The 22,867-nt window shown below is 27.4% G+C and carries 18 protein-coding genes; 1 reads left to right on the forward strand and 17 read right to left on the reverse strand.

All coding sequences use genetic code 11. The features are described from left to right. Nucleotides 1-171: 171 nt before the first annotated feature. The 17 genes from KGF39_RS05975 to KGF39_RS06055 all read right to left on the reverse strand — a co-directional run bounded on the left by KGF39_RS05975 (nt 172) and on the right by KGF39_RS06055 (nt 21,952). Nucleotides 172-1,146, reverse strand: a complete 975-nt coding sequence (locus tag KGF39_RS05975) for a glucosaminidase domain-containing protein (protein WP_227821572.1) — start codon at nt 1,144-1,146, stop codon at nt 172-174. Between the two features lie 91 nt (nt 1,147-1,237). After that, nucleotides 1,238-2,362 (reverse strand): non-hydrolyzing UDP-N-acetylglucosamine 2-epimerase, encoded by a 1,125-nt coding sequence (gene wecB / locus KGF39_RS05980; RefSeq protein ID WP_227821573.1) that lies wholly within the window; start codon nt 2,360-2,362, stop codon nt 1,238-1,240. Between the two features lie 57 nt (nt 2,363-2,419). Next, nucleotides 2,420-3,505: a glycoside hydrolase family 113 gene (locus KGF39_RS05985; RefSeq protein WP_227821574.1), complete on the reverse strand. Its 1,086-nt coding sequence runs from the start codon at nt 3,503-3,505 to the stop codon at nt 2,420-2,422. A 36-nt stretch (nt 3,506-3,541) separates the two neighbouring features. Further along, entirely contained in the window at nt 3,542-5,623 is a 2,082-nt protein-coding gene (locus KGF39_RS05990; protein ID WP_227821575.1) for a cellulose biosynthesis cyclic di-GMP-binding regulatory protein BcsB, read from the reverse strand. A gap of 21 nt (nt 5,624-5,644) precedes the next feature. Further along, the gene (locus tag KGF39_RS05995; RefSeq protein WP_227821576.1) at nt 5,645-6,901 is read right to left on the reverse strand and encodes a glycosyltransferase family 2 protein; all 1,257 of its coding nucleotides are present in this window, start codon (nt 6,899-6,901) and stop codon (nt 5,645-5,647) included. 48 nt (nt 6,902-6,949) lie between these two features. Beyond that, nucleotides 6,950-8,614, reverse strand: coding sequence for a polysaccharide deacetylase family protein (locus KGF39_RS06000; RefSeq protein ID WP_227821577.1), 1,665 nt, complete (start codon nt 8,612-8,614; stop codon nt 6,950-6,952). Beyond that, a complete protein-coding gene (locus KGF39_RS06005) occupies nt 8,604-9,452 on the reverse strand; it encodes a diguanylate cyclase domain-containing protein (protein WP_227821578.1) in 849 nt (282 codons plus the stop codon). The genes KGF39_RS06000 and KGF39_RS06005 overlap by 11 nt, the downstream gene beginning before the upstream one ends. 387 nt (nt 9,453-9,839) lie before the next feature. Continuing rightward, nucleotides 9,840-10,892: a spermidine/putrescine ABC transporter substrate-binding protein gene (locus KGF39_RS06010; protein ID WP_227821579.1), complete on the reverse strand. Its 1,053-nt coding sequence runs from the start codon at nt 10,890-10,892 to the stop codon at nt 9,840-9,842. After that, nucleotides 10,892-11,566 (reverse strand): ABC transporter permease, encoded by a 675-nt coding sequence (locus KGF39_RS06015; protein WP_079739967.1) that lies wholly within the window; start codon nt 11,564-11,566, stop codon nt 10,892-10,894. Before KGF39_RS06015 ends, KGF39_RS06010 begins: the two co-directional genes overlap by 1 nt. A gap of 104 nt (nt 11,567-11,670) precedes the next feature. Next, nucleotides 11,671-12,507, reverse strand: a complete 837-nt coding sequence (locus KGF39_RS06020) for an ABC transporter permease (protein WP_227821580.1) — start codon at nt 12,505-12,507, stop codon at nt 11,671-11,673. A gap of 1 nt (nt 12,508) precedes the next feature. Next, nucleotides 12,509-13,552 carry a spermidine/putrescine ABC transporter ATP-binding protein gene (gene potA, locus KGF39_RS06025; RefSeq protein ID WP_227821581.1) on the reverse strand — a complete coding sequence of 348 codons (1,044 nt, stop codon included), beginning with the start codon at nt 13,550-13,552 and terminating at the stop codon, nt 12,509-12,511. A gap of 18 nt (nt 13,553-13,570) precedes the next feature. Further along, on the reverse strand, nt 13,571-14,110 hold the full coding sequence (locus KGF39_RS06030; RefSeq protein WP_003418769.1) for a helix-turn-helix domain-containing protein: 540 nt from the start codon (nt 14,108-14,110) through the stop codon (nt 13,571-13,573). A 523-nt stretch (nt 14,111-14,633) separates the two neighbouring features. Further along, a complete protein-coding gene (locus KGF39_RS06035; protein ID WP_227821582.1) occupies nt 14,634-16,526 on the reverse strand; it encodes a CotH kinase family protein in 1,893 nt (630 codons plus the stop codon). Nucleotides 16,527-16,542: 16 nt separating this feature from the next. Beyond that, complete coding sequence (locus KGF39_RS06040) at nt 16,543-17,217, reverse strand: DUF4956 domain-containing protein (protein WP_413927021.1); 675 nt, start codon at nt 17,215-17,217, stop codon at nt 16,543-16,545. A gap of 86 nt (nt 17,218-17,303) precedes the next feature. Further along, nucleotides 17,304-17,993 (reverse strand): polyphosphate polymerase domain-containing protein, encoded by a 690-nt coding sequence (locus KGF39_RS06045; protein WP_054273068.1) that lies wholly within the window; start codon nt 17,991-17,993, stop codon nt 17,304-17,306. Between the two features lie 333 nt (nt 17,994-18,326). Beyond that, nucleotides 18,327-20,189, reverse strand: a complete 1,863-nt coding sequence (locus tag KGF39_RS06050; RefSeq protein ID WP_227821584.1) for an ABC transporter ATP-binding protein — start codon at nt 20,187-20,189, stop codon at nt 18,327-18,329. 35 nt (nt 20,190-20,224) lie between these two features. Next, a complete protein-coding gene (locus tag KGF39_RS06055) occupies nt 20,225-21,952 on the reverse strand; it encodes an ABC transporter ATP-binding protein (protein ID WP_227821585.1) in 1,728 nt (575 codons plus the stop codon). A 72-nt stretch (nt 21,953-22,024) separates the two neighbouring features. On the opposite strand from KGF39_RS06055, the gene KGF39_RS06060 reads away from it, so the two are divergent. Then, complete coding sequence (locus KGF39_RS06060; RefSeq protein WP_227821586.1) at nt 22,025-22,855, forward strand: MerR family transcriptional regulator; 831 nt, start codon at nt 22,025-22,027, stop codon at nt 22,853-22,855. Nucleotides 22,856-22,867 lie beyond the last annotated feature (12 nt).

The following is a 22,867-nucleotide window of genomic DNA, read 5'->3' on the forward strand; positions in this document are numbered from 1 at the left end:
TTAACCTACTGTTTAATTTTCAAAGTTCATTTTGTTCTCTTTCGAGTACAGTAATAATAATATCACCTTTTAAATAACAAGTCAATACATTTTTTTAGTTTTTTTTACAAATTTTCTATTCTTTTGTAGAAAACAATCTTATCTTACTATGGCTTCATATGAAGTGAATAGTTATTTTGTTTCTACTTTATTATCTATCAGTTGCAAATTATAGCTTCTGATAACTTCTATTAATAGCTCTGCATATATGCGATTTCCTTTTTTATCTTCAGCTGTACTATATCCTGCATTTTCTAATGCTTGTGCTTGACTAATATAATCTTTAGCCTCAAATAAACCATGTTTTCTATATCTTTTATTATTAACTAAAAACAAGCTATGGTCTTTTACAGAGTCCTGTAATGAGTTATACGACCTAAAACTCGCTACAATTTTCTCATTATAATGTTCTGAAGTTGAAATTTCTACACTTTTTCCTTTCCACGCTTTATCTGCTTTTATACCAAATAAATTATTACTTTGTTTTGTAAGCTTAGAATTTCCCCATCCAGATTCTAATATAGCTTGTCCAATTGTTATAGATGGCAATATTCCATAATCAACATATTCTCTTATAGCTGAGTCTTCTAACTTCTTTATAAATTTAATTTTTTCATCACTACTGTCTAATTGTTTATTTCCAAGGTATGTGTACTCCAAATCCTTCATATATTTTCTCGCTCTACTTTTTTGAGAAGAGTCAAATCTCAATTCACTTAATACCTTATTAAACTTTTTTACCTTATACACTTTTTCGCCTTTATCATTTTTATCTTCTACTATAAACTTTTCTCCTATATCCAATGTGTCTTTCTTTTTTATATTGGTTAAATCTTCATCATGTATTACCATATCTATAGCAAGTAAGGCCTTCCAACTTAACTGTACTTTTCCATCTCCTGCTTCGTCAGCTACATCCATATAATATTCAATTTTATTGCTTTCTATATCTCTTATTTTATATAATTCCTCAAAATATTTTGTTATATTAAAAATAGCAACTATACTTGCTATTATAAATACAGTAATAAAAATTTTCTTAAATAAAAGTTTTGCTCTTTTTATACTTTTGCTTTTACCTAAATTTTTTATACATTTTCTAGCCATCTTATTCCCCCTTAACAATGGTATTATCTTATCAAAAATTTTACATCAAGTGTCTGATAACTTTAATTCTACATTATAAAATAAATAAAAACTAATTTAAATATTTACAATTAAACTTTTTAGTTATTATATCCACTATATATTTACTTGCATATCCATCCCCATATGGATTAGATGCTTTACTCATCTGAATATATCTCTCTTTTTTTATTAATAAACTGCTCACTGAGTTATATATTCGTTCTTCATTTGTGCCTACTAACTTAAGTGTCTTTGCCTCAACCCCTTCAGTTCTTTCTGTCTTATCACGCAAAACAAGAACTGGTTTACCTAATGATGGAGCTTCTTCTTGTATTCCTCCACTATCGGTCATTATCATATAAGATTTATTTAAAAAATTATGAAAATCAACTACTTCTAAAGGTTCTATAATATGAATTCTTTTATTAGATTTCCCAAATACTTCATCAGCTATATTTCGTATTTCAGGATTTAAATGTATGGGATAGACTACCTGTACATCTTTAAAGTCATCTACTATTCGTTTTACAGCTCTGAATATATTTTTCATAGGCTTACCCAAATTTTCTCTTCTATGAGAGGTTAATAAAATCATCCTATCATTGCCAATCTCATCAATTATAGGATGATTATAATCTTCTTTTATTGTCATCTTTAAAGCATCAATTGCAGTGTTTCCAGTTACAAATATACTATTTTCTGGCTTTCCTTCAGAAATCAAGTTATTTCTAGCCAAATTAGTAGGAGCAAAGTGCATATCAGCAATAATACCTGTGAGTTGTCTATTTAATTCCTCAGGAAATGGAGAATACTTATCATATGTTCTAAGTCCAGCTTCTATGTGACCAACAGGAGTTTTACTATAAAATGCAGTCAAGCTAGTAGCTAAAGTTGTTGTTGTATCTCCATGAACTAATATTATATTTGGATTTTCCTTATTTATAATCAATGGAAGTTTATTTAAAACCTTGCAAGTTATATCATTTAAACTTTGTCCTTTTTCCATTATATTTAAATCATAGTCTACATTTATATTAAAAGTTTCTATAACCTGGTCAAGCATTTCTCTATGTTGAGCTGTAACACATACAATACTATTTATGTGTGCTCTTTTTTCAAGTTCCTTTATTAATGGAGCTAATTTGATAGCTTCAGGTCTAGTTCCAAATACAGTTATAACCTTGATGTCATTCATTTATATCTCTCCTAATCATCATTTAATTTCTATAAATGCTACATTTATATAATAAGACTATTCATACCAAGACTTAATAACCTTTATACTCTCTTTTGATGGATAAAAATTTTTTTCTTTATCTATTTTCCCTACACAAAACACAGAAAAACCATTTATCCAGTCTTCATTTTCAAAAACTTTTTTATACGCCTCAAAACATCTTGCTTGTTCTTCACCATTTATAACTTTTGAGGGAATATGATTCCATGGTTGAGAACTAGCATTTTCTCTATTTGAAAAACCTAATTCTCCAAAAAATATTGGTTTCCCATGAACTTTATAGAGATTATATATTTCTTCTTTTATATTTTGCCCTCTATTATTTACGGTGGATGAATACAAAGCAGAAATCAATTCATCCACTGTATTAACAGATTTATTACTTAATTCAAAATATGCTGCAATAGATATAAAATCTAACTTATCAAAGAATTTATTATTTAGTTTTTGTTCATAAGAAAACTTACTATTTAAATCGTCTTTTTTTGTATACCACCAATTAGTTCTGTATGTTACAAGACCATCAAATTTAGATTGTACAAAATCTATTATTTCACTCCAGTTTTGCTGATATTCCTCTAAGTGTACAAAGTTAGAACCAACATTCAAAACATTTACATCTAGGGGATTTGCTACATCAATTATAAGTTCATTTAATATAGTATTTTGCCATGTATAAAAAAACCTCTTTTTATTTATAGGGTTCCAGTCAGTCTCATATAACTTTCCATTTTCTATCCATGGATATGCTTCTAATATTGTTGAAATACCTTTTCTATTTAATTTTTTTATTAGCTTAATTGCTTTATCTTTGCTATTATTATCTATTGACATAATGTCAGAATTAATATCATCTACATTTATAATTACAGGTACATTTACTGTATTCAATCCTAATTTATCTATATCCTTCATAACTTGATTTATTTCATAATCTACAGATAAATTGGCCGACTTAATCTTACCATTATATTGGTTATTTATTATACTTCTATCTTTTAACTCAGCACTTATAAAGTAAATTATAAATATAAAAATTAAGACCATTACTGAGATTAAAATATTTCTCTTTAATTTAAATTTATTTATATATTTCTTCAAATTATATACCTCTTTTAAAATACTAGATTTATCATATTATCTTCTTTTATATTTTTTCATATATAACATTGACAATATTATGGCTACAATTATAGTAATAAAAGAAATCATTAAAAATACTTTGGTTGTCTTATTTATACTGATATTACTGCTTGAATCCTCTATTTCTTTATTAGTTTTTACATTATAAGCTAAATCTTCTACCTCTCCATATTCATCAATCGTTAATGTATCTCCTTTTAAATCATTAACTTTACTTTTATTCAATAAATAATCCATTCCTAAATATAAGTTTTTTTCATTTATTGAACTAATTACCATAATATCTTTTTGATTATTAAAAGGAGATTTTATCAATTGAATTGCAGAAATATTTTTTCCATAATCATCAATAAAGCTTATCTTATCATTCGATAAAAAGTTGGAGTAACTTTTGTTGAACTTTATATTTAAATTATTGTTTAACTTCTTTATAACAGAATTATTACGTGGTACTCCAAAAACTATAATATTGGTATCCTTATATTTGTCATTAAACTCTTTCCCTCTAATTACATTTATCTTACCTTTATGAGAATTTATATTTGCACCTAAATTAACACCTAGTCTAGACATCCAAGTCATAGCTTGTGAACCTGAATAATCTGGCATTATCACAGTTAAATCGTTAAACTCATCATCTCTAACAAATGGATATGGATAATTTTCAAAAGACAAAGATTCATTTTCTTTTGTAGATAACTCCAAATAAGAGCTATTTAATACATATGCCCAAGGACTATTACTTTCCCTTGTAATACAATTCGAATTTTTTATACTCAAATTAAAGGATAACTTAACTTGATAATAGTTTTTATTATCTATATCTTTAGGTATCTTTAATTCTAACTTATCATTATTAGAATGTGACCTATCAAGTTTTTTGCTTCCAACGACAACATCATTTATAGATACTGTAACTAATGATTTTTCAAAGTCTAAATTGTCAGAGTATCTCAAATTCAAGACAATCTTTGAACCATTATCTAATACCTTACCCTTTGGTATTTTGACATCAAACAAAGCTTGTTGATTAAATGCTCCTTCCAGCAAAAAGTCTGAATATCTTAAGTCCTTTAATGTTAAATGGCCTAAATTTAGTTCTTGTTCCCTATTGATTTTTATATTGGTGTCTTTGTTTACAAGTATTGATGACGATAAAACTTGATTAGAAAGTCTATTTTCTATTAATAAATTTGATGCCTTTATTAAATTTTCTTCATTGCTACCAATTACCACCATCATCTTCTTATTCTTATTGTATGGTGAATCTACTTGCTTGATTAGACAGTTTGAAGATAATAGGGTTTGTTCCTTTGTACTTAAAGTATCCAAGATTTCTTCTGCTGTATTTTCAGGTTTACCAATATATATAATATTATCGTCTGACCAATTTTTCATTTCTGAATATAATTTAACATCAAACTTTAAATTATCGTTTTTTGTTATTTTTCCAAAATCTGAAGCTAAATTGAATACAGCTGTAGACTCTCCTCTAGTCATATTATCTGGTACTACCATAGTTGTATCTAACTTAAGATTATCTTCAATTTCTACATATGGATATGGGTATTCATTTATTGAATTTCCCATCTTTTTCTGCTTATATCTAATTGATGTATATGATTCCTTGTGAATAACCAACCAGTTTCCAGTATTGGAATCATCTTGGCAAATTTTATCAGATATTGTTTTATATGCTTTTATTTTTATTTCGTTATAGCCTTGAATTATATAATCTTTTGGAACTAATACTTCTAGTGTATTTTTATAGTTTGTCTTAGCATTTAATTTAATAGATTTTATTGGTACATTATTTATCAAAACAGTTAAACTTGAAACATTTCCATTTAATATTTGACTCTTACTAAAATTAAGATGTAATAAGACTTCTTCAATATCCCAATTTTTATTTACCTCAAAGAAGGTACTATTACTTCCTATAACTCCATCAATAGTGATGTCTCTTTCAAACTTATAATTTTTAACTTTAGTTTCATCCGCATTTACTTCATTTGTAAGTGATATATTTGAAAAAAACAATACTAAAGATATAATTGATATAACAAACCTTTTCATGTTAGTCCTCCTGTACATGAATTAAAATCTTTCTGTTTTATACCATTTAACTTCTCTTTTAAAAATTACATCTTCTAAATACTCTATCATTCCTTTTATGGCAACCAACAGCCACAGTTGAGAGTATGTAAAATACATTATTGCAACTATGAATATATTTTCAATTGTTGCTTCACCTTTTTCTATAGTTAGACTTATACTCACTTCTATAATAAATAAAAGATAAGATAGTATCCATATTAGAAAAAAGTTAATTGGAATAGAAATCTCTACTAGCTTAGATATACTTAAAACAAATAAAATATCTGATATAATAACAGATGTCAAAAATAAAAAATATACAGAAAAAAAGTAGGCTATATCAAATACAATCTTATTTTTTCCCTGTTTAAATATATTTTTTATATATTTCATTAAGACATATATATTCCCTTTCGCCCATCTAGTACGTTGCTTTATCCATACCTTAACAGTTTCTGGTTCTTGTTCCCATGTTATAGATTGTGGTACAAGCTTTATCTTATATCCCAATTTATATATCCTAAAACTGATTTCTGTATCTTCTGCAATTGCTTTACTATCCCATCCTCCAATTTCTTCTATGATACTTCTTCTCAATATAAAGTTAGTTCCTGGTATTGTACATAGATTAAATAGTTGCCATCTACCAGCTTGTGACATCCATTGAAAACTTAATGTTTCTATGTTTATAAATTTAGTTAATAGATTTTTATTTTTATTTCGAGTTCTAAATTTTCCAATAACAGCACCTAATTTATCATCCATTACTATGATTTGTATTAAATATCTAAGCGCATTTCTATCTGGTGTGTTATCTGCATCGTAAACTGCTATAAACTCTCCTTTTGAAATTGTATATCCAATATTCAATGCATTTGATTTTCCTTTTCCTCCAGTTAAATTATCTGTATTTATTATGGTAAAATTATAGTTGTCATACTTATTCTTTATGTCTTCTAAAATCTCTTTACTATTATCAGATGAATTATCATTTATAACGATAAGTTCCATTTTATTCTTAGGATAATTGAGTAATAATAAAGATTCCACAGTTCTTCCTATCACTTTAGCTTCATTATGAGCAGGAACAAGTATTGATACCATAGGATATTCATCAATTTTTTTTACTTCTTTATCAAAGTTTTTAAAGTAAAATATATATCCACCCATAGCCAAAACAATGTTTATGAGCAATAAAGACCATATACTAAACAAACTAAATATGAACAAACACTCTGATATATTTAAATCTCTCATAAAGTTCTCCTAAAATCTTTTAAAATATTGATTCTAATATAAAATCATTTATTTTAAAAATTTCTTTTTATCTATTTTCTTAAAATATATAAATACAATCACAAATATTAAAACACTTAAAGATACTATCAATATCAAAATTTTACTAATATTGGATATAGATTTAAATCTAATCTCACTTTCAGTATTTTCTTCTAAATCCTTATCATAGCTAACTATAATTTTATCTCCATTATTTCTTATTTGTACTTCATCAACTTTTACCCAATTATCAAAATCTCTTAAATCCATAAATTCTATATTTTGTTTTTCTAAATATTCTATCGTGTTTTTTAGGTACTCTATATTCAAATATGAATGAAAGAAAAAACCTCCACTAAAACCTCTTACAATGGATACTTTGTCCAAATTTTCTTTTATATTTTGAAAAGTAAGCTTATCTTCTGGGTCTATATATCCTAAATTTTCAGGTATAAGTACATTAAACTCTTCTGTATCTCTAATAACATAAGGATATGTATTTGTACTAAATTTTTTATCATTATTTTGATGTTGACCCATATAAGTAGAAAAATATTTTTTTAATTCTCTATATCCATCTGATTCCATTGCATAATGTGGTGCCTCAAATGCAAGAGGATAAATTCCATTTTCTATACATATTCTAAGACCACTCAAAACTCTATCTTTTACAAATATCTTCATATTTTCTTTTAAGGGCGCATCTTTTTTACCATCCCAAAATTCATATCCTTCTCCAGAAATCGCTTCTTTTTTGTATTGATGAGTATATCCATGCAATATCACAGTACCACCCTTATCTTGCATATATTTTATTGCTTTGACAATTTCAGGGCTTTCCGATAAAGTGGTTATTTTATGATTTTTAGGATTTACATAAGCTGGTATCAATGCAATTGTAAATGGTATATTCTTACTACTTAAATAATCAGCTATCTTTACAAGGTCTTTTGGGTCTCTGAAAGCATGTACATCTTCTATCCTTACAAATATACTTCCTTTATTAAACATTTTAACATTAAAAATATCGTTCAGTGAATCGCAAAATATATAAAATAAGACACCATCCAAATCCAATTTCGATACATAAAAAAGATTTTTATCATTTATTATATATGGATACTTATTTAATGTATCATCAATACTTCCTATTACTTTATTACTTGTATCTTTTGATTCTACAATGTTAAAAACATAATGTTCATCCAAATTATACGACTTACCTTTATAATTTACACTAACTATATTATTTGTTTTTCCCAGATAGTCTAAATTGTATTTTTTATATTCCAAAAGATTTTCTATGCCATATCCCAACCAACATATAGTTCCTTTGTATAAATCTAATGAACTAATCAAGTCTTTAGTTTTTTTATCATTACCATACGAATTTTCGTTAATTCCTACAATAAATATATGACTGTAATAATTTTTATTTATTTTTTTATCATAACTACTTAATTGTAATAACTCGATATCTGAACTAAATCTTCCCAATAGAGTCCTCATAATCTTTAAAATATCTCTATTATAAGCTGTTTCTTTCTTAGAATCATATATGATTAATACCTTATCTGTACTTGAAGTAATTTGTGCTGCATATGAAGGTAGGTTAAAGTTTGATATTATTATTCCTATTAATAGTGCAGTTACTAATTTTGATAGAATTTTATTGAATGTTTTAAACATCATATTGTAGTTCCTCTTCAACTACATTCTTAAAATTTATACTATCTCCAAATATATCCTTATATTCTAAAAATGCAATTTTTACATCTATATTTACATATTTTCCTCTATTATTTAAATCTAAATTTAAATCTTTTATTCTTTTCTTTATTCTATCTTTTACAACTTTTGAGCCTTCAAAAGATGTATTTGGCATTAGTATCCCTATCATATCTTTTTGTAAGCTATAGATTATGTCCTCATTTCTTGTACATTCTATAATATTTGAACTGATATATTTTACTATTTTATTAGTTTTATTTTCACCAAATATAGTCTGTAGGTTTCCGTAATACGGCAATTTTACTATCATAAGAGAAAAATTAGTATTATGTCTAATAGATTTACTTATCTCCATATTTACATCATTATAAAAAATTTTTAAATTTCTAAGTCCAGTTTCACTATCAATAGTAACTAATTCCTTGTACTGTTTGGACAGTTTTGTATTTGTATCTTGTAATTCGTTTATATTTTTATTTAAATTGCCCATTATAATTGAAGATATTGGTATTGCTATTATCCACATATATGATATAAACTCAACATCCATATTGTGAGTAATATTGTTATATAAAATATAGGATGTATACATAAATATAATTATTGAACTTGTTATCAATCCTACTATTGAGTTTGATAAATAAGTTAACATTATTATGAAAAAAATTATTGCTAACATTATAAACACATTCAGTTTATTTTCTGTCCTAATTGATAGTATTACTATTCCAACAATTAAAAATATGAAAACAAGTAAAGTTAATATTAATAAATCTATTTTTTTATTTATCCTATTCATTTTCTATAAGTTCACACCTCCAACTATTCTATTAAGTTGCCCATTTTTTCTAATTATTATTAAATTCCTTATACAAATAAGTTTTCACTTATTAAAAGACTAGTCAAATTACATATGAATATAACTTAATAAAAAAATTATGAAATCAAATATATTTTCATCATTTCAACAATGAAAAAAGGCTTATCTCAATTTTGAGACAGCCTCTTTATAGTTATTATTATAAAAATAGTAATCAATTAAGCTTATTGAACTTTAAATTGTTATAAAAATAAACTCAAAATAAAGATATAACCTAAACAAAAAATAAAACTATTCAATAATTAGAAAGTCAATTTCTAAAAAAGAACAGTTTTATTAAGTAAATTTACTTAAATCAACAAGACCCTATTTTGATTTTAACTCTATCCAAGCCTTATCATATAATTTTATATTTTCACCAATATCTTCAAAAGTTTCACATTTATTAATCACTTCTTTAGATGGATATGCAACAGGATTCTTAGTTATTTCTGGGTCTAATAATTTTAATGCTCCTGTATTAGGTGTTGAATATCCAATGTACTCAGCATTTACTTTTGCATTCTCTGGGTCTAGTAAAAAGTTTATAAACAACTCAGCTTCTTTCTTATTTTGTGCTGTTGTTGGCACACACATAGCATCTACCCATTTATTAGTACCTTCTTTAGGTATAGCATAATCAAGGTCATGATTTTGCTCCATTAATGTAACTGCATCTCCTGAATATAGCATACCCATTGCCACTTCTCCGCCAAGTAATCTATCTTTACCTTCATCATTTACATAAGCTAATACTAAATCCTTTTGTTTCATTAAAAGATTTTTTGCTTCATTTATTTCTTTTGGATTTACACTATTCATACTATATCCTAATTTTTTAAGAGTTATTCCTATAGTATCTCTAACAGAGTCAAACATCATCATATTTCCCTTATACTTTGGATTCCAAAGTATATTCCAGCTATCTATAGGCTCTTTAACTTCTTTTTTGTTGTACAATATTCCAAGAGTTCCCCACATATATGCAACACTATATTCATTAGTTTTATCGTATACAGGATTTAAAAAACTCTTATCTAAATACTTCATATTAGGTATGTTTTTAAAATTTAATTTTTCCAAAAGCCCTTCATTTTTCATTTTCTCTACCATATAATCTGAAGGAAATACTAAATCGTAGTGTGTACTACCACTTTTTACCTTTTGATACATCATTTCATTAGTATCATAAGTTGAATATTGAACATCTATTCCTGTTTCTTTTTCAAACTTATCTATAAGAGACTCATCTATATAATCTCCAACATTATATACATTTAGAACTTTTGTAGAATCAGTTGCTTTATTACATCCTGTAAATAAAGTAACTGTCATAATACCTACAGCTACAAGGGATATTACTTTTTTAAACTTAATCATTATTTAGTCCCCCTTACTATAGATTCTTTTTTATTAGCCAGTAAAAGTAAGCCTAAAACCACTGCAAACATTATTGTTGACAATGCATTTATTTCAGGTTTTATACCTCTTCTAGCCATTCCATAGATTTCTATAGAAAGATTGCTTACACCATTTCCAGCATTAAAGAAACTTATTATAAAGTCATCTATTGACATAGTAAATGCAATTAAAAATCCAGAAACTATTCCTGGCTTTATTTGTGGTAAAATTACTTTTCTAAGAGCATATATAGGTGTTGCTCCTAAATCCATGGCAGCATCTTCTATATTATCAGGTAATTGCTTCATTTTCGGCAAAACTGAAAGTATAACATATGGCAAACAAAACATTATATGTGCCAATAGCATTGTTGTAAACCCAAATTCTATTTTTACAAATACAAACAGACTCATAAGAGCTACTGCTGTAACTATCTCTGTATTTAAAATAGGAAGATAGTTTACATTTAGTATTAATTTCTTACTCTTACCTCTCATCTTATGTATTCCTATAGCACTTATAGTTCCTACTATTGTAGATATTACAGATGCTAATATGGCTATTACTATAGTATAATATAAAGCACTCATTATACTCTCATTTTGAAGTAATTGCCCATACCATTTCCATGTAAATCCATTCCATCTTGCCATTGATTTTGAATCATTAAAAGAAAATAGTACCAAGGCAAATATGGGTGCATATAAAAATAAGAATACTAAGGCTAAATATATATTAGAAGTTATTTTCTTTAATTTTAAAATAGTAACCCACCACCTTCTTTATCAGACTCATCTCCAAATTTTGACATTATGGACATCGATATTAATATTACTATCATCATAAATATCGATATTGCTGAGCCAAAGTTCCAATCTCCAACAACTGTAAATTGTTGTTCAATCAAATCTCCAACTAGCATTATTTTACCTCCACCTAACAGTCTTGATATTGCAAAAGTAGTGACTGCTGGCATAAATACCATAGTTATTCCAGACATTACACCTGGCAAACTCAAAGGAAATATAATTTTTCTAAATACTGTCATATTATTTGCTCCTAAGTCATGAGCAGCATTTATCAAATCATTATCCATCTTTGATAGTGCAGTATATATTGGAAGAACCATGAATGGTAAAAAGTTATATACCATACCTAAAAGTATAGCAAAATTAGTATACAAAATTGCTAATGGTTGTACTCCAAGCCAACCTAAAAATGTATTTAAAAGTCCATTTTTTCCTAATATAGCAACCCATGCATATGTTCTTAAAAGAAAATTCATCCACATAGGAAGAATAAACAATAATATTAATGAACCTCTTCTACTTACATGAGCTTTTGAAATTATATATGCTACTGGATAACCAACTACAAGGCATATCAATGTCGCTCCTCCTGCTAAAAGAATAGAACGAGCAAAGACTTTAATATATATAGGGTCAATTACTTCTTTATAATTCTCAAGTGTAAATGTATAACCTCCACCTGACTCTTTTGTAAAACTGAAAAATACTACTAATATTAAAGGAATTATTACAAATATCGCACTCCAAACTACATATGGATATGCTAAGAAAGATTTTTTCTTCATTTTAGTTAGTCTCTTTTCTCATTATATGGATGTCTTCTGGATATATGTCCATGCCTAGTTCTGTTCCAACCTCAGCATTTTTAGTATTATGAAGTATCCACAATCTTCCATTTTCATTCAACTCTATCTCGTAATGCACTCCTTTAAATACTGTAGATGTAACTTTCCCCTTTAACATTCCTTCTTCTGGCTTTACCATTTTTATATCTTCTGGTCTTATTACTACTTCTATATTTTCATTTTTTTCAAATCCTTTATCAACACATTCAAAATCTCTATTACAGAAATTAACCTTATAATCTTCTATCATAATTCCATCAAATATGTTACTTTCACCTATAAATTTAGCTACAAATGAGTTTTTAGGTTCATTGTATATATCTTGAGGTGTTCCCATTTGTTGAATTTTACCCTTATACATTACAACAATTGTATCTGACATAGTAAGAGCCTCTTCTTGGTCATGAGTTACAAACACAAATGTTATTCCTAATTTTTTTTGAATTCTTTTTAATTCTATTTGCATTTCTTGTCTTAACTTTAAATCAAGTGCTCCAAGTGGCTCATCTAGTAACAGTACTTTTGGCTCATTAACTAGAGCTCTTGCTATTGCAATTCTCTGTTGTTGTCCTCCACTTAATGACTCAACTTGTCGTCTTTCAAAACCTTCTAGTGCAACAAGTTTTAAAACCTCTTTTACTTTAGCATCTATTACATCTTTTGGAGTCTTTTTAATTTTTAGTCCAAAAGCTACATTTTCATATACATCCATATGTGGAAATAAAGCATATTTTTGAAACACTGTATTTACTTGTCTTTCATATGGTGGCAAATTACTTATTTCTTTACCTTCAAATAAAACTTTACCATCATCAGCATACTCAAATCCTGCTATTATTTTTAATGTAGTAGTTTTTCCACATCCACTTGGTCCAAGTAAAGTTAAAAACTCATTTTTCTTTATATCTAAATTAAAATTATCTAAAACGGTAAGTTCCTCATAATGTTTAGATATATCTCTTAATTCTATTATATTTTCTACCAATTATTAAACACCTCTATTCTAAAATGATGGTGGCGTACTAACCCAAATCACTTTTGCTGTAGTTTTACCTTCGTTCGATATATAGTGATTTGCTTTTGGTCTAAAGTAAAAGCTTTCTCCTTTTTTTACCTTATTTTTCTTTTCGCCTATATGAACATATATTGAACCTGCTAATACATATCCAAATTCTTCGCCTTCATGTGGCTTTTCCTCTTTATACTGTCCTCCTGGATACAATGTTATTATTATTGGCTCCATTTCATTTTTTTGTGAATTTGGAATTAACCACTTTAATTTATATTTTAAGTCTTCGTCTTCAGTTTCAAACATGTCTTCTTTTGTAAAACTGATTCTTTCGTCATCTATTTCATTAAAAAATTCCCTTAAATTTGTACCTAGTATTTCAAGTATATCTATAAGGGTAGCTATGGATGGTGATGTTAAGTTATTTTCTAATTGAGAAATAAATCCCTTTGACAATTCACATCTATTAGCTAACTCTTCCTGGGTCAGTTGCTTTTCTGTTCTTAATCTTTTTATCTTTTCACCTATATCCATGTTGCACCTCCTAGTTTCTGTTTTATTTTACTAAACATTTTGTTTACTAAACATTGAGTTTAAAATTTCTAAACAACATAGGTAATTATATATAAAATCTGGATATAATACAAGAGTTTTTTTGACATTTTTTTATTTTTTTACTTAGAATAAATACAAGTATTTTAAAGGCTTTGGAAAATACACAGTTTAAAGATGTTTATATTAATATCTATAAAGTTTAGTATCTCTAATTATAAATTAATTAATTCATTAAATACAGAATAAGACTTCTATTACCTAAAAACATTAAACAAATAAAAAATTACTATATAAAAGTAAATCCATAAAAAATCCAATTAGTAACATGCTAAAAACAGTTCCCCATCCTACATTTTCTCCAAGAACAACATCTGCAATAACTACTATAGAACCTACAATTATAGAGGCAGTTCCTATAGTTATTCCTAAATAAATTTAATCTTAATGTCTAAAAAGTACTGTTAAGTAGACATCTACTCTACAGTACTTTTTAATATCAACCTTACTTTGACTTTACAAATCTTCTTCGGTTTATCTTTGATACACCTACTAACATAATAGACACAATCATCATTGAAACTCCACCTAAAATTAATTTAGAGTATATTGCTGTTTTATTCATAGAGCTGTCTCCTTTATTACCAAAACCTCCAGCTTCTTTTGGATTACCTTGACTTCTATCTATATTCATATCGCCATTTTTACCATTCATATCACCCTTATCCATATTTCCCATTCCTGGTGGTATTTTACCATCCATTCCCTCAGGTGGTTCTGGCATACCACTCATATCTTCATCAAACTTTTCAGTCCCTTTACTTTCACTTGAACTTTCATCATCAGAACTTTGCTTTGTTGAAGAAGTTTCTCCACTTAATTGAGATTTTATAGTTTTACTCATATCTTCTGCAACTTCCAAAACTCCTGGTATTGACTTACCGCCTTTACCCATAGGACCTCCTGACTTTTCATTAGTATCATTGCCAGTTTTATTGTCATTTACACTATTCTCATTTTGACTAGAATATATAGTGTTATTTTTATTTTCATTATCTGTATTAGTTTTGACTTCACTTAATGTTAATTCAGCATTAACTTCTTTTTCATTACTTTTACTTCCAGAACTCTTATTTTCACTATTAGAATTATTATTAGAGTTATTATTGTTAAGTTCTTTATTACCAAATCCCTTATTATCACTAGAATCTTCAATTGAAGATGTTATATTTTTTTCAAATTCTTCATAAGTATAAAATGCTGTTGGGTCTTCTTTTACATATGATGCTATCAAGTCATGCAATTTTGTTGTCATATTCTCTAGATAGTCTGAATCTAAGTATTTAGTTACTATTTCTTCTAGATATTCATGGTATTTTGTTTTGTATGTCTCATTTTTTAATAGTGAAGATATTAAAGGTCTATCTTCCAAATTACCTGTTGTTGGTTCATCAATGGATATAGATTGACTACCTCCACCAAAACCACTAAATCCACCAAATGACATATTAAAATCCCACGGTAACATAGAAAATACTCCATCTTGTTCATACAAATAGTAATTATGAGCAAAACTACCTTGATAACTGTCAAGATTTAATAAAGCTGTATTTATTGCTATATTTTTAAGAACAGAATCTACATCAAGATATTTTTCAATATCTTCACCTGTATCTAAAGATTTTAATAACTTTGTAACTTTAGACCAGTCAGCTGTCTTTTTATCGCTTTCAATGATTAGATTTGAATAACTTTCTGGGTCATCTCCTTTATATTGCAACGAGCTTCCTTCATCTGATTTATATAAGTCCCCAGTTACATCTCCAAAATTATTTTCAAGATAAGATTCTTTTAGTCCTTCTACTGCCAAATACAAACCATGATATTCACCATTTATAGAGACTTTAGCATATGCAAATTCTGGAGTGGCTAATCCCATTTCCTCACAAATACTATACGTTAAAAACTCTCTCATATAAGATGGGTCAGAATAACAGTTATTAAGATTTAATTGAGTAAGACCTTCCATACTTTGACTAGTGTTATACTTATCAAAATTAATCTTATAGCTGTATCTATTGCTATCACTATTTGCTACAGATGTAAGACTTGAATTTCCCTTAGTTCTTATACCTACATTTCCATATGTATCTCCATTTACAGTTACTTTTGCAGACTTAAATTCTTCTTTTATAGCATTTTCATTCATGTCTTTCAAGTCACTCTCATCTATTTCTATATTAACTTCCATAACTTTGTCTCTATCAAAATATTTTTCAATATATACATCACTATATAAGTCAATACCTTTATTACCAGATGTACTGTAAACTCCAACTACTGCACACAAAACTATAATCATAATTGAGATAAGAAGGGTAAATTTTTTATCTTTCATAAAAGATTACTCCTCTCTATGCTACATAGTCACCATTATAACTTACAAGAACTGCATTAGTAACTCCATCTACTTGGCTCAAGTCATTTATAAGGCTTGTTTCTCCATCCTTCATTCTTACTTCAAGCACCAATTCTATACCTTTTTCTGGTGTAACACTTTTTGATTTTATTTGATATTTAGAAAATACTTTTTTAATTTTATCAGTTGCAATATCTTCTGAATCTTCATTATTACAATTTACCATCAATATATATGGTGTTTCAGATATTGTTTTATTTGAAAAGAATATTAGAATCAATCCCATAATTATTGAACCCATAACAGCTAATGGAATCAAACCTGCTCCTAAAACTATACCTGAACCCAATGACCAAAATAGAAATACTAAATCCATTGGGTCTTTAATTGCTGTTCTAAATCTTACTATAGATAAAGCACCAACCATACCTAGGGATAAAACTACATTTGAAGTAACTGCCAATATTACAAAAGTTGTAAGCATTGTAAGTGCTACAAGTGACACATTAAATGGTCGAGAATACATAATTCCCATATAAGTCTTTTTGTAGACCATATATATAAACACACCTATTAAAAAAGCTGAACCTAGTGCTAAAGCACTGTCCACAAATGAAAAACCTGATACGTTTTCTATAAAACTTGATTTAAAAATATCATTAAATGTCATAATTAAAATCATCCTTCCTATTTTTTAACTCATTTATTTTTTAGCTTTATTTATGTATAGCTTCATACAAATCATAGATTTTATTCCTAAATATATAATCTACTTGAAGCATATTTTGAAACTGCTGTAGAAGTAGTCTTATTAATTTGAATTAAATCCTTTATAAAATCTGGTATAAATTCATCATATTTCACCTCTAATACAGTCATATTCTCATCAATCACTGAAACAGTTGGCAAATCTTTATTAAATAAATCTATTGAATTTACAGAAGTTTTAATATCGCTATCAATTGTAACCCTCACATTTCCAACAGGATAAACAAAGGCTTCTCTATCATAATCAACTATACTTTTTGCCTCCAATCTTTCACATTTTAATTTCAAATAAAATTCTCTTAATAAACAATTTGTCGATTCTTTTAAAAATTCAATATCTTTATTCAGTATCTTTATTACTTCTTTTTTTGTTAAATTAGCAGATAACTTTGATGTCATGTTATAATGTTTTATTTTTTTCTCTAATTTTATATAAGAACAGTTATTATTATAAAATCTTATTCTAAACTTTTCTCTTATTGCAACACCATTCAATTTATCCAAAAGCGCTTTATCCTCAGGAGTATCAAAATATAAACTCCTAATAAGATACTTTCCATCTTTTGATGCATTTTTATCTTTCTTCATTACTGTATAGAGTCTTGATTTTAAAGCTAACACATCTGCTTCAGTTATTTTGTGCTTCATTTCAAATCTATAGTTCAACTTTTTATCCATTATTTATATCACCTCTCAATTTATTTAACTTTATTTGATTTATTTTATATTTAGAGTATACTTTATGATACTTTGTTAAATCTCCGTAAAATAAGTGCATATTTATGGCATATATGTGGCAAACAATATTTACTTCACTAATAATAAGAATTATTTTACTTTTATATTGATAAATACATTCTTGTAATCTAATATAGAAAGGAAATTTTATCTTATGTTGACAAATAAAAAAGGCTATATAAAATAGAAAAATACTCTTATTCCATATAACCTTATATGTTACAATATATAACTTAATATTTATAAATTATTTAGTTGCCTAAAACTTGAGAATCATACAACATCTTCGTCATATTCACTTGAAAATTGACTGTTATAAAGTTCTTCATAGAACCCTTTCTTTTCAATAAGTTCTTGATGGCTTCCTTGTTCAATAATAGTGCCTTCTTTCATTACCAATATTAAATCAGCATCTCGAATAGTTGATAATCTATGTGCAATAACAAAGCTGGTTCTTCCCTTCATCAAGTTATTCATTGCCTTTTGAATTTCTACTTCTGTTCTAGTATCTACACTAGATGTTGCTTCATCGAGAATTAACACTGATGGGTCTGAAAGTATTGCCCTGGCAATTGTTAGAAGTTGCTTTTGACCTTGAGATAAATTAGAAGCATCCTCAGTCAATACAGTGTCATATCCTTGAGGCAAAGTCCTTATAAAATGGTCTACTCTTGCTGATTTTGCCGCTCTTACAATCTCATCCATTGTAGCATCTGACTTACTATATGCAATATTTTCTTTTATACTTCCATTAAATAGCCATGTATCTTGAAGCACCATTCCAAACATAGTTCTAAGTTCTCCACGCTTTAAGTCTTTTATATTAACATCATCAATAGTAATTTTTCCACCTTGTATCTCATAAAACCTCATAAGTAAATTTACAAGAGTTGTCTTTCCAGCTCCTGTAGGTCCAACAATTGCAATCTTATCTCCTGCATTCAAATTAATATTAATATCTTTCATAAGAATAGAATCATCACTATATCCAAACTTAACGTGCTCAAATTGGACTTTCCCTTTAGGCATATTGATAATCTTTGAATGTTCTTCATCTTTTATTTCTTCTACTTCGTCCATAACTGCAAAAACTCTCTCTGCAGATGCAATTGCTGATTGTAGCATATTTACAATATAAGATATCTCTGTAGTAGGCTCTGATGCTTGATTTACATATTGAATAAACGCCTGTATACTACCAAGAGTCATTGTTCCAGTTGATGCAAATACACCACCTACAACTGCTATAATAACATACCCAATTTGATTTATAAATCTAATAATTGGAGATATTGCATATGATGAGAATTGTGCTTTTCTACTAGCATTATAAAGATTTTGATTTAATGTTTTGAAATTTTTTATAGTGTCTTTTTCTTTACTAAATGCCTTAACTAATATTTGACCAGTAAATATCTCTTCTATATTGCTATTTAATTCTCCTAATGCCTTTTGATTTTCTGAAAATCTTTCTTGTGATTTTCTTGCAATTATGACAGTAATACCCAATGAAACAACCAATGTTACAGCTGATACTATTGTAAGTGGTATACTTATACTTACCATCATTATGATAGAACCAACTACTGTAACTACTGATGTGATAAATTGCATTAATCCTTCTTGTAAACTATCTGCTACTTTTTCCAAATCATTTGTAACTATACTAAGTGTTTCCCCCTTTTTATGGGAGTCATAGTACTTAAGAGGAAGTTTATTGAGTTTATCACTTAAATCTTTTCTCATGTTAAGGACTAAATTTTGTGCAACTCCTGACATAATGTATTGTTGTACATATATAAATACTGCACTAATTAAGTATAACCCTAGAAGTATTGATATTGTACTTCCCATAGTACCAAAATTCACACTGAATTTTGTACCTGTTTGGACTGCAGTTTTTATTCCATTAAATAGTTGGTCAATAGCTTTTCCCATAACCATAGGTGCTAAAACTGTAAGTGCTGAACTTATCAATACTGAAATAAAAATAATTAATATTTTAAACTTTTGTTTTGCCATATATTTCAATAATCTTTTAGTAGTTTTTTTTGTATCCTTAGCTTTTTCTGCTGACATACCATCTTCAAAGCTAAGTACGTCTATATCTTGTTTCTCTGTTATTTTTTCACTCATATTACACCTCCAAATATACAGATTAATTCTTCATACTATGCAAGTTCTTCTTTACTACGCTGTGAATCTGCAATTTGCTTATAAACCTCACAATTTTCAAGTAAATCTTTATGTTTTCCAATACCAACAATTTTTCCATCATTCAAAACTATAATTTGATTAGCATCCATAATTGTACTTATACGCTGTGCTATAATTATAGCTGATGAATCTTTAATTTCATTCTTCAATGCTTTTCTAAGTCTTTTATCTGTCTTAAAATCTAATGCAGAAAAACTATCATCAAAGATATATACTTCAGGCTTTCTAACTAATGCCCTTGCAATAGATATTCTCTGTTTCTGACCACCAGATAAATTATTTCCACCTTGGGCTACAAATGAATCATACTTATCTTCCATTTCAGAAATAAACTCGTCAGCTTGGGCTATACTTGCAGCATGCTTTATTTCTTCAATACTTGCATCTTCTTTTCCATACCTTATATTTTCCTCTATCGTACCACTAAATAAAAATGCTTTTTGTGGTACAAATCCAATTTTATCTCTAAGTTCTTTTTGAGGTATGTTCTTAATATCTTGACCATTTATAGATATTTGTCCAGATTGAATTTCAAAAAAACGTGGTATTATATTTGCAATAGTAGATTTACCTGAACCAGTACTCCCTATAATTGCAGTTACTTCTCCAGATTTTGCTTCAAATGTTATATTACTTAAAACAGGTTCTTCTGATTGAGCATATGAAAATGTTACATTTTTAAACACTAAATGACCTCTCTCTGAAATAATATCTTTACAACCATTTCCATCTACAATTTCAGGTTTTATATCTAATACTTGATTTACTCTATCTGCACAAGCACCTGCTCTAGGTATATACATAAATACCATTACTCCCATGATTAAATAAAACAGTATTAAGATACAATACTCAACAAGTGCCATTATATGACCTATCTCCATATTCCCATTACTGACTCTCATCCCACCAAACCAAATAATGCTTACTATACCTAAATTCATTATTAACATTACAATAGGCATAAGTACTGCAAATATTTTATTTATTGAAATTGCTGTTTCAGAATAATCTATTGCAGTTTTATCAAATCTCTTTTTTTCAAAGTAGCTTCTATTAAAAGCTCTTATAACTCTTACTCCAGTTACTACCTCACGTAACACTCTATTCATATTATCCATCTTTACTTGCATCATTTTAAACAACTTGATAAGCTTTTTACCAACCAAAAAGGCTGATAACATGAATAGAAACATTACTACAACAATAATAATTGTCATTGCTTTATCTATAGAATATGCTAAAAATAGACCAGAAACAGTTATAATTGGTGCTGGTAATACCAACTGAATAAACATAAACACAGATTGACCTATTAAAGTAATATCACTAGTACTCCTAGTAATCATTGAGGCTGTACCTATCTTATTAAAATCATTTATTGATAAATCTTGTGATTTTATAAATACTGCTTCTCTAATATCTCTACAAAATCCAGATGAGAGATTTGCTGATACTTTACAAACCAACACAGCTGATAAGGCTGTTATACCAGCTACTATCAACATTATTAAACCTGTTTTTACAATATAATCTATATCTCCTTTTACTACACCATTATTTACTATACTTGCTGTAAGTGTTGGTATATATAAAGTTCCAAGTGTTTGCAAAAACGTAAATATCAAAACTATAACAATTAAAACTCTATATGGTCTTAAAAAACGAATTAATTTTTTCATATATTCACACTCCTTTACAAAATATTATGATAAACTATACTGTAACAGGATAGTCAAGGAGGAATTATAATTATGAGTCAAGTCTCAAAAAATTATTTCACAACTGGAGAATTCGCAAAAATTTGTGGAGTTAATAAAAAAACACTTTTCTATTATGATGATATAGGTCTTTTCTCTCCAGAATTAAAGAAAGAAAATGGATATAGATACTACTCATACCATCAACTTAGCATTTTTGGTATAATTTCTTCACTTAAGGAAGTCAAAATGCCTTTAAAAGAAATTAAAGCTTATATAGATAAACGTACTCCTAATTTACTAATTGAACTTTTAGAAAATAAAATGATTGACATTAACAACGAAATTGAAAAACTAACTAATATTCAGGCTCTAATGGAGTCTACGATTTCATTTACTAAAAATGCATGTAATATAGATGCAAATACTATTACTTTAGAAGAACATGAAGAAGAGTACTTAGTCAAAACGCCTATTACATACAAAGAGCAATTTTTAGAAGATGATGAAGAAAATTTTTTATATGAATGTATTAACTTTATGGACAACTATGAATTGAGTGATTATGGTACGATTGGCTCTATCATTAAGGGTGAAGATATAATTAATAAGGATTTTGAATCATATTCATATTTATTTACGAAAGTTAATAAAGAATACAAGAAATATCCTATATCAATCAAGCCAAAAGGGCTTTATGCAACTGCTTATCATAAAGGGAGTTATGAAACCATTTACAAAACTTATGAAAAGTTATTAAATTTTTTTAATCAGAATAATTTATGTATGGGGGATTTCATTTATGAAGAATATCTTCTATATGATATAAGTGTGAGAGATTCTAATGAATATCTAACTCAAATATCAGCAGAAGTTAAAATGTAAAAGTAGTTTCAA

It is taken from the genome of Clostridioides sp. ZZV14-6345, from assembly GCF_020657775.1.
Classification (GTDB): Bacteria; Bacillota; Clostridia; order Peptostreptococcales; family Peptostreptococcaceae; genus Clostridioides; species Clostridioides difficile_D.